Annotated in this window: 12 protein-coding genes; 11 read left to right on the top strand and 1 reads right to left on the bottom strand. The window is 71.8% G+C overall.

All coding sequences use genetic code 11. From position 1 onward, the window contains the following. Window positions 1–413 precede the first annotated feature (413 nt). From rpsB to J2X59_RS11310, 9 genes are all read left to right on the top strand, one after another. A complete protein-coding gene (rpsB, locus tag J2X59_RS11350; protein ID WP_326496745.1) occupies window positions 414–1,322 on the top strand; it encodes a 30S ribosomal protein S2 in 909 nt (302 codons plus the stop codon). Between the two features lie 80 nt (window positions 1,323–1,402). After that, complete coding sequence (gene tsf, locus J2X59_RS11345) at window positions 1,403–2,230, top strand: translation elongation factor Ts (protein ID WP_066654809.1); 828 nt, start codon at window positions 1,403–1,405, stop codon at window positions 2,228–2,230. A 155-nt stretch (window positions 2,231–2,385) separates the two neighbouring features. Then, window positions 2,386–3,105 carry a UMP kinase gene (gene pyrH / locus J2X59_RS11340; RefSeq protein ID WP_058729969.1) on the top strand — a complete coding sequence of 240 codons (720 nt, stop codon included), beginning with the start codon at window positions 2,386–2,388 and terminating at the stop codon, window positions 3,103–3,105. A gap of 45 nt (window positions 3,106–3,150) precedes the next feature. Continuing rightward, window positions 3,151–3,705 (top strand): ribosome recycling factor, encoded by a 555-nt coding sequence (gene frr, locus J2X59_RS11335; RefSeq protein WP_066654807.1) that lies wholly within the window; start codon window positions 3,151–3,153, stop codon window positions 3,703–3,705. Further along, entirely contained in the window at window positions 3,705–4,715 is a 1,011-nt protein-coding gene (locus J2X59_RS11330) for a phosphatidate cytidylyltransferase (RefSeq protein WP_326496744.1), read from the top strand. Before frr ends, J2X59_RS11330 begins: the two co-directional genes overlap by 1 nt. Before the next feature lie 72 nt (window positions 4,716–4,787). Beyond that, entirely contained in the window at window positions 4,788–5,336 is a 549-nt protein-coding gene (locus tag J2X59_RS11325) for a DivIVA domain-containing protein (protein WP_200884098.1), read from the top strand. Between the two features lie 60 nt (window positions 5,337–5,396). Beyond that, window positions 5,397–6,377 (top strand): transglycosylase SLT domain-containing protein, encoded by a 981-nt coding sequence (locus J2X59_RS11320; RefSeq protein WP_235426340.1) that lies wholly within the window; start codon window positions 5,397–5,399, stop codon window positions 6,375–6,377. 14 nt (window positions 6,378–6,391) lie between these two features. Then, complete coding sequence (locus J2X59_RS11315; RefSeq protein WP_251159688.1) at window positions 6,392–6,697, top strand: hypothetical protein; 306 nt, start codon at window positions 6,392–6,394, stop codon at window positions 6,695–6,697. Beyond that, window positions 6,694–7,422 carry an alpha/beta hydrolase gene (locus J2X59_RS11310; protein WP_326496743.1) on the top strand — a complete coding sequence of 243 codons (729 nt, stop codon included), beginning with the start codon at window positions 6,694–6,696 and terminating at the stop codon, window positions 7,420–7,422. Before J2X59_RS11315 ends, J2X59_RS11310 begins: the two co-directional genes overlap by 4 nt. 178 nt (window positions 7,423–7,600) lie before the next feature. Here J2X59_RS11310 and J2X59_RS11305 read toward each other — a convergent pair whose 3' ends face one another. After that, complete coding sequence (locus J2X59_RS11305; protein ID WP_326496742.1) at window positions 7,601–9,448, bottom strand: hypothetical protein; 1,848 nt, start codon at window positions 9,446–9,448, stop codon at window positions 7,601–7,603. A 185-nt stretch (window positions 9,449–9,633) separates the two neighbouring features. Here J2X59_RS11305 and J2X59_RS11300 point away from each other — a divergent pair, with 185 nt between their 5' ends. Both J2X59_RS11300 and J2X59_RS11295 read left to right on the top strand, forming a co-directional pair. Then, window positions 9,634–11,373 carry a hypothetical protein gene (locus J2X59_RS11300; protein WP_326496741.1) on the top strand — a complete coding sequence of 580 codons (1,740 nt, stop codon included), beginning with the start codon at window positions 9,634–9,636 and terminating at the stop codon, window positions 11,371–11,373. Further along, window positions 11,370–12,404 carry a tetratricopeptide repeat protein gene (locus tag J2X59_RS11295; protein WP_326496740.1) on the top strand — a complete coding sequence of 345 codons (1,035 nt, stop codon included), beginning with the start codon at window positions 11,370–11,372 and terminating at the stop codon, window positions 12,402–12,404. Before J2X59_RS11300 ends, J2X59_RS11295 begins: the two co-directional genes overlap by 4 nt. Window positions 12,405–12,585 lie beyond the last annotated feature (181 nt).

Below are 12,585 nucleotides of genomic sequence, written 5' to 3'. Positions count from 1 at the left end.
CGTCACCACCCGACGGGAGGCGCGGTGCGGGTCGGACCCGCACCGCGCCTCCCGTGCGTCCCGGCTCCGTCGTGTCCCGGGCACGGTCGTGTCCGGGCGCCGTCGTACCGGGCGCGGTCGTGTCCGGGCTCCGTCGTGTCCGGCGACGGCCTGGGCGTCCGGACCTGCTAGCATTGCGACCGCAGCGCGCTCCGGCGCGCTGACTTCGCGCGTCCACAGTGCTCGTGCAACAGCAGTGCTCGTCCAACAGCAGTGCTCTCGCCACGACACGTTCCGCGGCCACCGGTCCTGCTCTCACGAGCGGGCGGCCGCGCGGACAGGGCGCCAGGGGTCACGGCCACCGGTCGCGACCGACACAACCGCAACCGTGCGCACGGCCGAACAGTCGTGTGCCGAGAACAAGGAGGGACGGCATGGCCGTCGTCACCATCCGCCAGCTGCTCGACAGCGGCGTCCACTTCGGACACCAGACCCGTCGGTGGAACCCGAAGGTGAAGCGCTTCATCCTCGCCGAGCGCTCGGGCATCCACATCATCGACCTGCAGCAGTCGCTGGCCTACATCGACCGCGCGTACGACTTCGTCAAGGAGACGGTCGCGCACGGTGGCACGATCCTCTTCGTGGGCACCAAGAAGCAGGCGCAGGGCTCCATCGCCGAGCAGGCGACCCGCGTCGGCCAGCCGTACGTCAACCAGCGTTGGCTCGGCGGTCTGCTCACGAACTTCCAGACGGTCTCCAAGCGCCTCGCGCGCATGAAGGAGCTCGAGGAGATCGACTTCGACGACACGACGAAGGGCTTCACCAAGAAGGAGCTCCTCATCAAGAAGCGCGAGCTGGACAAGCTCCACAAGACCCTCGGTGGTATCCGCAACCTCACGCGGACCCCGAGCGCGCTCTGGGTCGTCGACACCAAGAAGGAGCACCTCGCGATCGACGAGGCGCAGAAGCTCGGGATCCCGGTCATCGGCATCCTCGACACCAACTGCGACCCCGACGAGATCACCTACCCGATCCCGGGCAACGACGACGCGATCCGCTCCGTCGGTCTCCTGACTCGCATCGTCGCCGACGCCGCGGCCGAGGGCCTGAAGACCCGCCACAACGGCGGCGACGAGGAGACGGCCGAGCCGCTGGCCGAGTGGGAGCAGGAGCTCCTCTCCGGTGAGCAGGGTGGCGCGCAGGGCGCTCCGGCAGCCGAGACCGCTCCCGCAGCCGAGGCTCCCGTCGAGGAGAACGACGCCGACGCGCAGGTCGCCGCGAAGGAGATCGGCGAGCCGATCGCCGACGAGGCCAAGAACGCCGAAGCCACCTCGGCCGAGTAGTCACCGGGGGCGTCGGGCCGGTCGGCTCGGCGCCCCTTCCCTCTCTCTCCACAACACCAGTCCAGAAAGGACTCCAGTCAATGGCCAACTACAGCCTTGCTGACGTGAAGAAGCTCCGTGAGGACCTCGGGGCCGGCATGATGGACGCGAAGAACGCGCTCGTCGAGGCCGACGGCGACTACGACAAGGCCGTCGAGCTGCTCCGCATCAAGGGCGCGAAGGCCGTCGCCAAGCGCGACGACCGTGCGACCTCCGAGGGTGTCGTCGTCGCGACGACCGAGGGTGGCGCCGCCACCGTCGTCGAGCTCGCGAGCGAGACCGACTTCGTCGCGAAGAACGAGAAGTTCACCACCCTCGCCGACAAGGTCGTGGCCGCGGTCGCCGCCGCCGGTGCGTCCGACGTCGAGGCCGGCAACGCCGCGCCGCTCGACGGCAAGACCGTCGCCGAGACGATCGACGAGGCCGCCGCCGCGCTGGGTGAGAAGCTCGCGCTGCGCACCGTCGTCCGTGTCGAGGGCGATGCCTTCGAGGTCTACCTGCACAAGACCAGCCAGGACCTGCCGCCGCAGATCGCCGTCGTCATCGCCTACGCGGGCTCCGACGCCGCCGAGGCGCGGTCGATCGCCCAGCACGTCGCGTTCGCGAACCCGACGTACCTGACCCGCGACGAGATCCCGGCCGAGGCCATCGAGAAGGAGCGCGCGACCGTCGAGGCGATCACGCGCGAGGAGGGCAAGCCGGAGGCCGCCCTGCCGAAGATCGTCGAGGGTCGCCTCAACGCGTACCGCAAGCAGGTCGCGCTCCTCGAGCAGGACTACGCGAAGGACAACAAGCTGTCCGTCGCGAAGGCCGCCGAGAACGCCGGTCTGACGATCCAGGGCTTCGCCCGCGTCAAGGTCGGCGCGTAACGAACCCGTGACGGGGCTCGGAACCACATCGGTTCCGGGCCCCGTTTTCTGCGCGCTGCGACGTGCGCGGAGCCGGCCGGGAGGCACGACCTCCTCCGCCGGACCGGCTGCGGCCGGGTAGATTCCCACGAGACATTCGACGAAGGGTGCGCCACATGACGAACGAGAAGACCGGACGCCGCCGGGTCCTGCTGAAGCTGTCGGGGGAGGCGTTCGGGGCCGGGTCCCTCGGGGTGAACCCGGACGTCATCAGCACCATCGCCAAGGAGATCGCACAGGCCGCGCAGGACGTCGAGGTGGCCATCGTGGTCGGCGGCGGCAACTTCTTCCGCGGTGCCGAGCTCTCGCAGCGCGGCATGGACCGCGGTCGTGCCGACTACATGGGCATGCTCGGCACCGTGATGAACGCGCTCGCGCTCCAGGACTTCCTGGAGCAGGCCGGAGCGGCGACCCGGGTGCAGTCCGCGATCAGCATGACCCAGGTCGCCGAGCCGTACATCCCGCGGCGCGCCGAGCGGCACCTCGAGAAGGGGCGCATCGTGATCTTCGGTGCCGGTGCGGGCCTGCCGTACTTCTCGACCGACACGGTCGCCGCCCAGCGTGCGCTCGAGATCGACGCGCACGAGGTCCTCGTGGCCAAGAACGGCGTGGACGGTGTGTACACCGCCGACCCGAAGAAGGACGCCACGGCCGAGAAGCTGCACCACGTCACGTACCAGGACGCCCTGCTGCAGGGCCTGAAGGTCGTCGACGCGACGGCGTTCTCGCTCTGCATGGACAACGGCATGCCGATGCACGTCTTCGGCATGGAGGGCGAGGGCAACGTCGCGGCCGCCATCCGCGGGGAGCGCATCGGCACGGTCGTCAGCAACTGACCCGCACGCTGACTAGACTCGACGCAGTACCGAAGGAGAACCACCGTGATCAGTGATGTCCTGACCGAAGCCACCGAGAAGATGGCGAAGGCCGTCGACGTCGCCAAGGACGACTTCGCGACCGTCCGTACCGGACGCATCAACGCCGCCCTCTTCCAGAAGATCCCGGTTGACTACTACGGCACCCCGACGCCGCTCGCGCAGCTCGCGTCGCTCCAGACGCCCGAGGCACGCACGCTCATCGTCACGCCGTACGACAAGTCGGCCCTCAAGGAGATCGAACGCGCGATCGCGACGTTCCCGAACCTCGGCGCCAGCCCGTCGAACGACGGCGAGATCGTCCGCGTGACGATCCCGGAGCTCACGCAGGACCGCCGCAAGGAGTTCGTGAAGCTCGTGCGCGGCAAGGGTGAGGACCACAAGGTCGTCATCCGGAACATCCGTCGCCGCGCGAAGGACGACCTCGACGCGCTGAAGGGTGAGATCTCCGACGACGAGATCGCCCGCGGCGACAAGGACCTCGAGGCCCTGACGAAGAAGCACGTCGACCAGATCGACGACGCGCTGAAGAAGAAGGAAGCCGAACTCCTCGAGGTCTGATGCGTCTCCCCGAGCCGGGCGGCGACCGCCCCACAGAACCGCGCCCGACCGGAGCAGCCCCGACCACGAAGAAGGGGCTGCGACAGGACTTCGATGCCCGTGCCCGTGCGGCGCGCGCCGACTTCGAGGCGCAGCTCAAGCAGCGCAAGAAGGACTTCGGCGCGCGCAACGAGGCACTGACCGCCCGCACCGGCCGCAACCTGCCGGCCGCGATCGCCATCGCCCTGGCGTTCGCGGTCGTCATGCTGGGGTCGCTCCTCATCTGGAAGCCGGCGTTCATGGTCGTCGCGGCCTTCCTGCTCGGGGTGGCCGTCTACGAGCTCGCGAGTGCGATGCGGTTCGCCGGGCGCGACGTGCCGCGCATCCCGAGCGTGGCCGCGGCCGTCGTCATGGTCCCGGCAGCGTTCCTCGGAGGGCAGGTCGCGGCGCTGTTCGCGATCCTCGGCGGCATCGTCCTCATCGCGGTCTGGCGGCTCGTCGAGGTCGCGATCGCGCGGGAGAAGCCGCCGGCCGGTCACGTCGCCCGCGACCTGACGAACGGCCTGTTCGTGCAGGCCTACATCACCCTGCTCGGTGCGTGCATCGTGCTGCTCTCGGCCCAGCCCCGCGGTGAGCTGTGGGTGATCGCCTTCATCCTGGTGGTCGTCGCCGTCGACACGGGTGCGTACGCCACCGGGCTCAACCTCGGCAAGCACCCGATGGCGCCGCGGATCAGCCCGAAGAAGACCTGGGAGGGCTTCGCGGGATCGGTCGCCGCGAGCATCCTGGTCGGCATCGTGGTGACCTGGCTCATGCTCGGTCTGCCCTGGTGGACCGGCATCGTCCTCGGTGTCCTCATCTCGGGCTCCGCCACGCTCGGCGACCTGACCGAGTCGATGATCAAGCGCGACCTCGGCATCAAGGACATCTCGTCGTTCCTGCCCGGGCACGGTGGGCTGCTCGACCGCATCGACAGCATCCTGCCGTCGTCGGCCGTGGCCTACGTGTTGTTCCTGGTGGTCGTCCACTGACCTGAGCGCCCGACGCCCTGTCGGACCGCGCGTCCAGGTGGCGCCATGGTCCGGTGCTGGCAGAATGTCGCCGTGGCCACGACCTTCCCCTCCGCAGACCGCAAGTCCCTCGGGTACGACGTCGACGAGGTCGAGCGGTTCCTCGAGGACGCCCGTCGTGCGTACACCGCCGGCGACACCGCTCCCGGCATCGAGGCGGCGAAGATCCGCAGGACCGCCTTCTCCATGCGCAAGGGCGGCTACTCCACGGCACACGTCGACGCCGCGCTCGAGCGCCTCGAGGACGCCTTCGCCGCTCGCGAGCGGGAGCGCGAGATCGCCGAGACGGGTCAGAAGGCCTGGTACGCCGAGGCCCGCGCCAAGGCGTCGGACGTCGTCGCGCGACTCGAGCGTCCCACCGGGCAGCGGTTCGCACGCACCAGCCCGCTCGGCACCGGCTACCACCCGAAGGACGTCGACGTCTTCGCGGAGCGGCTGGCGGGCTACTTCCGCGACGGCAAGCCGCTCAGCCTGACCGAGGTCCGGTCGGTGGTGTTCCGCCCGAAGCACGGCGGCTACCGCGAGGCGCAGGTGGACGCGCTGCTCGACGCGGTCGTCGAGGTCATGCTCGCCGTCCGCTGACGACGCGCGGGACACCGGTGCTTCTCTTCCCGTGACCGTTCCGTTATCCTGGACCCACTCATGGGCAGGCACACGGCAGACCTCAGCTCCGACCGCGGTACCCGCGAGCACCTCGACCGTCCGGTCGTCGGTGAGCGCCGCGCGGCACGCGACCGACTCCGCACGACGGGGCACTCGGTCCTCCACGAGACCCCGCGGGTCGAGACGGCAGCGCTGCCGTCGACACCGCTGGGCGCACCCGTGACGGCGCCGACCCCGGTCGCGACGTCCGCCGCACCGGCGACCGCTCCGGTCCTCGTCCGCGGACCGATCGCACCGACCGGTGCTGCCGACCCGCGCATCGTCCAGCAGCGACGCGCGGTCGCCGCACCGGCGAAGCCGAAGGCTGCCCGGACCCTCAACTCGTTCATGCGCGGACGCGCGACCATCCCGACGCTGTCGTTCTTCGCCGTCTTCGGCTTCGTCGGCGGCTCGCTGTTCAACCCGATGCAGCCCGACGTTGCCCAGGCCGCCGTCGTCGCCCCGGTGCTCGTCAAGGCGCCCGTGGAGCCGCAGCAGTTCACGGCACACGGCACGTACGCCGCGTTCGACGTGACGCGCGACGGCTACGGGGTCACGCTGCCGAAGCCCAAGGTCGAGGAGAAGCCGGCCGAGGCCACCGACGACCAGGCCGACCCGGCAGCGAAGAGCACGGCCGTCACGCCGTCGAACACGCTCGCGGCGACGGCCGCGACGCCGAACCCGGGCAGCGCGCAGGAGATCGCCCAGCAGATGGTCGCCGCACGCGGCTGGGGGAGCGAGCAGTTCAACTGCCTCGTGTCGCTGTGGAACAAGGAGTCGGGTTGGCGCGTCAACGCGTACAACCCGAGCGGTGCCTACGGCATCCCGCAGGCGCTGCCCGGCAGCAAGATGGCCACGGCCGGTGCGGACTGGCAGACGAACCCCGCGACGCAGATCACCTGGGGTCTCAACTACATCTCCGGCGTCTACGGCACCCCCTGCGGCGCGTGGGGCCACAGCCAGTCCTACAACTGGTACTGATCGGCAGTTCCGGGGTGCCGCGCAGCAACCGACCGCGGCGACCCCGTGGTCGTGGTCCCGAGCCGACCGAGGACGAGACCGGTCTCGACCGCCTCATGAGTTCGTGGAGGCGGACCGAGGTCCGTCGCGGTCGTACCTTCACCGTGCAACCGGTGTCCGCGGCGTCCGCACAGAAGGAGTACGTCTGTCCGGGCTGCGGCCTGGCCGTGCTGCCGGGTGTCGCGCACGTGGTGGTCTGGCGCGCAGACGGTGTGCTCGGGGACGACGCCGACCTGGCGTCCCGCCGACACTGGCACAACCACTGCTGGAGCATCGCATGAGCACCGAGATCCGCTCGAACACCGAGCTCCCCGCCCGTCGTACCGACATCGAACTGGTGACGGACGACCACCTCACCCTCGTCGGCGAGCTCGCCGAGCCGCTCGACCGGCCCGCGCGGGGCACGCTCGTGACGCTCCACCCGCTGCCGACCGCGCACGGGTTCATGGACAGTCACGTGCTGAAGAAGGCGGCCTCGCGCCTGCCCGCGCTGGCCGACATCGCGGTGCTGCGGTTCAACTTCCGGTCGGTGACCTCGCCACGGGGCACGTCCGAGGGCGTCTTCGGTGACGGTGAGTCCGAGGGCTTCGACCTCCGCGCCGCCGTGCACGAGACCGTCGCACGCGGACTGCCGACCCCGTGGCTCCTCGGCTGGTCGTTCGGCACCGAGGTCGTCCTCAAGCACGGCCTCGAACACGTCGCCGCGGGGAACGTCGCCGGTGTGGTGCTGCTGTCGCCCCCGCTGCACCGGACCTCGGACGACGAGCTCCGACGCTGGGCGGACGTGGACGTCCCGGTCGTCGCGCTGGTCCCGGAGCACGACGACTTCCTGCAGCCGGAGGACGCGGTCCGCCGCTTCGCCGTCGCGCCGAACGTGCGGGTCGTCCCCGTCGCGGGCGCGAAGCACCTGTGGGTCGGGGAACGGTACGTCCGCACGGTCCTCGACGCCGTCGCGGACCTCGTGGTCCCGGGCAGCGCGCCGCTGCCGACGCACCTCGACGACTGACCACACGGTCGGCGTTGCGACCGGGCTGACGCCACCGACCGGTCAGGGCCGGACGGCGACCGTGCCCCGCGAGCCGACCGTCCCGGGTGAGCGGCGAGCGCCACGGCTGCCGCGGGGGGGACGCGATCCGGCCCGGAGACGCGCGGTGCGCCTCCAGGCCGGGTCGCGGATGCCGTCCTCAGCGGGCGGTGGCGTCCTCGTCGAGGGCCTCGTCGTCCGCCGGACGGCCGGCCGCCACGGGGGACTCGTCGAGGAGCCCGGTGGCGTGCGTGAGCACGCCGCGCAGGTTCTCCAGGTACCCGGCGACGGCGTCGCGCTCGGTGCGGATGGCGGCGAGCCGGTCCTCGGACTCGGCGATCGCCGCGGCCGACCGTTCCTCGGCCTCCGCGATCATCCGGTGGACTCGCTCCTGGGCGTCGCTGACGATGGTGCGTGCACGTTCCTGTGCCTGCGCGGTGCTCGTGCGCTCGAGGTCGTCGGCCTCCTGCTGCAGCCGCTCGGCGCGCTCCCGCGCCTCGGACGCGCGGCGGGTCGCCTCGGCGAGCTGCAGGTTGGCCTCGTCGAGGTACTTCTGCGTCTCGGCCACCGTCTCCTGGTGCTTCTGCAGGTAGTCCTGCTCGGCGTCGTCACGGCGGGCGGCGAGCTCGGACTCGAGCGCCGCGCGGGCCTCGTCGCGTTCTCGGGCGATCGCCGTGCGGACCTCGTCGCGTTCCTGCTGCAGGTCGGCGCGCACCGTGTCGACCTCCTGCTGCAGCGCCGTGCGCTCGGCCTCGAGGTCGGAGAGCTCGGCCGTGCGGCGGTCGGCGATCTCGGTGTCGACCTCGGCGTGCTCCCGCTCGCGGCGCGCAGCGAGCTCGTCGGCGTGCTCGCGAGCGGCGCGCTCGGCGGCGGCGTCGGTCTCGGCGCGCTCGCGTTCGATGCGGGCGCGGTGCTCCTCGAGTTCCGCGGCGATGCGGGCAGCGGTCTCCTCCACCAGGCGTGCGTTCTCGGCCCGGGTCTGCTCCTCGTCGACACGGAGCTGCGCACGGGCGGCCTCGAGCTCCTGGTCGAGGGCGGTGCGGGCCTCGGCTGCCTCGCGCTCCCAGCGTGCGCGGGCGGCACCGAGTTCGGCGTCGAGCTCACGACGACGGTCGCTGGTCTCCGCCTCGAGTGCGGCCCGGCCGCGCTCGACCTCGGACTCGAGCTCGGCCCGGCCGGTCTCGAGCGCGAGCTCGTGCGCTCGGCGCTGCTCGTCGCGCTCGCGCTGCCAGGCAGCGCGGCCCTCGGCGACCTCGCGCTCGAGGGCGGCGCGCCGCGTGGTCTCCTCGCGGTCGAGGTCCGCGGTGCGCCGGGCGTGGTCGGCCTCGAACACACTGCGTCGGTGCTCGGTCTCACGGTCGAGGTCGGCAGCGGCGCGACGGGCGTCCTCGGCCGCGCGCTGCGCGTCCTCGCGCAGCTCGGCGACCTCGCGCTCGACACGGGCACGCAGGGCATCGGTCTCGCGGATGGCGACCGAGCGGACCTCGGCGGCCTCGGTGACGGCTGCACCCCGGACGGCGGCGGCCTCGTTGCGGGCGTCCTGGGTCAGCAGGCCGGCCTCGGCACGGGCACGCTCGATCGTGTCGGACGACTCAGCCCGGGCGCGGGTGAGCTCGTCGGTCGCACGGGAGCGGGCGTCCTCGAGGGTCTCCGACGCCTCCTGCCGGGCTTCGCGGAGCAGACGCTCGGCCTCGTGCCGACTCGATGCGCGGAGCCGCTGGGCGTCGATGTCCGCCTGGCTGATGAGTCGGGTCGACTGCTCCTCGGCCACGCGCAGGGTGGACTCGAGGCGGGTGCCGAGCCCGCTGTAGGTCGGGGTGCCGGCCTCGTCGAGCTCGCCCTGCAGGTCCGCGACACGCGCCTGCAGGAGACGGATCTCCTTGGCGGCCTCGGCGCGGTCGGTGTTCGACTTGATGAGTTCGCGGCGGAGCTCGTTCACCGAGCGGTCCACCTCGTCGCGGCGGTACCCGCGCAGCTCGGTCCCGAACTCGGCCTCGTCGTTCGCCACGTGTTGCTCCTGGGGGTCGGCGGAGGGCCAGCCCTTGGCCCGCGGACGAGTCTAGTGGCGGCCCACCGGCGCCGACTGAGCCCGTGGACAGCGGTGGGGGATGCGATGTCCAGGGTGCCTCGCTATCCTGGGGCGCTGATTCGCGCGCCGATCCCCCCACCCCCGGCGCGGTAGGGAGAAGATCCGTGCGATTCGTCCTGGCGATCGTCAGTTTCGTCATCGGTCTGCTGCTCGTCGGTCTCGCGGTCGGGCAGCGCACCGTGTTCGCGCCACCCTCGTCGCTCGTCGCGGAGTCGTCGAGCACGGCCTCGGCCCCGGTGACCGTGATCCCGGGGTCGACGCTCAACGCGAACCCCGGGTACCAGCGCATCGACGTCTCGGGTTCCGGGACGGTGTTCGCGGCCTACGGCAGGACCGCCGACGTCGACGCGTGGATCGGTGACGCGAAGCACACCACCCTGCGCTTCGACGCCGAGCAGGACCGCCTGGTCGGCCGTACGACGGGATCGGCCGACTCCGTGCCGGACCCGAAGGGCAGCGACCTCTGGTACCAGGAGTGGGACGGTGCGGGGCGGTTCACCGTCCGGTTGCCCGCCGACGTCTCGGTCGTGGTGCTCGCCGACGGGTCCGACGCCGCGCCGACCGACGTGTCGGTGACCTGGCCGCGCGACACCGCGACGCCCTCCGTCGGTCCGCTCCTCGTCGCGGGCGGACTCTTCCTGGTCGGTGGCGTCGCGCTGCTGGTCTGGGCGTTCCTGCACCAGCGTCGTGGTCGTGGTCCGCGTCGCCGCAGCGGTGGGTCGCGTCCGCCGCGCGTGCGGGCGTCGCGTCGTGCAGCCGCCGCGGGGGCACAGGTGCCGGTCCGCGGTCGTCGTGGCCGTCGTTCCCTGGTGGCCGTGCCGATCGTGCTCGTGGGGGCGCTCGGTCTCGCTGGCTGCTCGTCGGACTACTGGCCGCAGGGCGGTGGCTCCGGCGCCACCCCGACGCCGACCGCCTCGGCCACCGGCGCCGCGGACTCGACCGAACCGACCGCTGCGACCGAGCAGCAGATCCGCCGGATCGTCGAGCGGGTTGCCGAGGTCGCGTCGAAGGCCGATGCCGACCGTGACGCGACGCTGCTCGAGACCCGCTTCACCGGGGCCGCCCTCGACTTCCGCAAGGCGAACTACGCGATCCGCGAGAAGGACACCGACGTCGAGACGCCGCCCGCGATCTCGGCCGGTCAGGTCTGCGTGGCACTCCCGCAGCAGACCGACAGCTGGCCGCGCACGATCTTCACGGTCGTCGCCGAGGACTGCTCCGCGAAGACCGCTCCGCAGGCCCTCACCCTGGTGCAGGACAGCGCGCGCGACGACTACAAGGTCGCTTACGACGTGTCGCTCGAGGCAGCTGCGGAGATCCCGAGCCTGGCGCCGACGTCGATCGGTGCGGCACGGCTCGCCGGGGACACGAAGCTCCTGCGCATCGCGCCCGACGACATCGCGGCCGCGTACGGCGACGTGCTGGCGAAGGACTCCGACAGCGACTCCGCCTCGCTCTTCGCCTCCGACGGCGACGGTCTGCGCTCGACGATCGGCAAGGCGTACAAGGACAAGAAGGCCGAGTCGCTGCCGGACACCGCGAAGATCGAGTACTCGTCCGAGGTGCCCGACGACGGCGCCGTGGCGATCGCCACGGACGGTGCGGGTGCGCTCGTGTCGGCCTCGCTCGACGAGGTCGAGAAGGTGACCCCGACCGCGGCCGGCGCCGAGGTCAACACCGAGGGGGCGGTCGAGGCCCTCTCCGGCGTCGACTCGAGCACGAAGGGGATCAGCGCGACGTACAGCGTCCAGCTGCTGTTCTCCGTGCCGCCGGTCGGCAGTGATGAGAAGGTGGTCCTGCTCGGGTTCACGCAGGGCCTGACCGCAGCGAGTGAGGTGCAATGACCAACGTCCCCCCGACCCCGTCCGGTCTCCGCGGAGCCGTCGACCTGTCGTCCCTCGTCGACCGCGCACAGCGGCCGACGCAGCAAGCGGGTGCTCCCGCCGGAGGTCCGGGACCGGCCGCGGGCACCGGTGGCGCCGGCGCCGCTCCCGTGCCGGGCGGCGTCCCGGCGACCGGTGCCGGTCCCGACGCCGACCTGACCGTCCCGTCGCTCGTCATCGACGTCACCGACCAGAGCTTCCAGGACGTCCTGCAGCTCTCGTCCGTCGTCCCGGTGATCGTCGACATCTGGGCGGAGTGGTGCGGGCCGTGCAAGCAGCTCTCGCCGATCCTCGAGCAGCTGACCGCGGAGTACGACGGTCGCGTGGTGCTCGCCAAGGTCGACGCGGACACCAACCCGCAGCTCGTGCAGGCGTTCCAGGCGCAGTCGATCCCGACCGTCGCCGCCTTGATCGGTGGTCGGCCGCTCGGACTCTTCGTCGGCGCGCTGCCCGAGGCGCAGGTGCGCGACGTCTTCGAGCAGGTCGTCGCCGCTGCCGAGCAGAACGGCGTGACCGGTCGGGTCACCGTCGACGGCGCTGCCGAGACGGAGCCCCAGGGCGAGCCCGCTCCCGAGCCGCTGCCGCCGCACCACCAGGCAGCGTACGACGCCATCGAGCGGGGCGACTACGCCGCCGCCGTGCAGGAGTACAAGACCGCGATCGCGCAGGACCCGAACGACCAGATGGCCGTCGCCGGGCTCGCGCAGGTCTCGTTGCTCGACCGGTTGAACGGTCGCACGGCCGACGAGCTCCGCAGTGCCGCGGCCGCGGCGCCGCAGGACGTCGAGGCGCAGATGGCCGTCGCCGACCTGGACGTCAGCGGAGGGCACGTCGAGGACGCCTTCGGGCGGCTGCTCGACCTGGTCCCGACGGTGTTCGGCGCGGACCGTGAGACGCTGCGCGTCCGGCTCGTCGAGTACTTCGAGCTGATCGGGGTGGACGACCCGCGTGTGGCCGCGGCACGGCGCCGTCTGGCGAGCGCACTGTACTGATCGACGCGCCACCGTCGGCCGGTGCGAGACGCCGGCGTCGGTGCGAGACGCCGCAGGAACCACGAGACGCCCCCGGGAACGGGGGCGTCTCCTGTGTTCGGGGGCGTCTCGCGCGGCGGCCACCGCGGACGACACGGGCGGCCGACGGACGGGAGGCCCGGTGCCAGCTGGCACCGGGCCT

This window comes from Curtobacterium sp. 260 (assembly GCF_030803485.1).
In the GTDB taxonomy this organism is placed as follows: Bacteria; Actinomycetota; Actinomycetes; order Actinomycetales; family Microbacteriaceae; genus Curtobacterium.
This window is presented reverse-complemented; position numbering and strand designations above follow the sequence as displayed.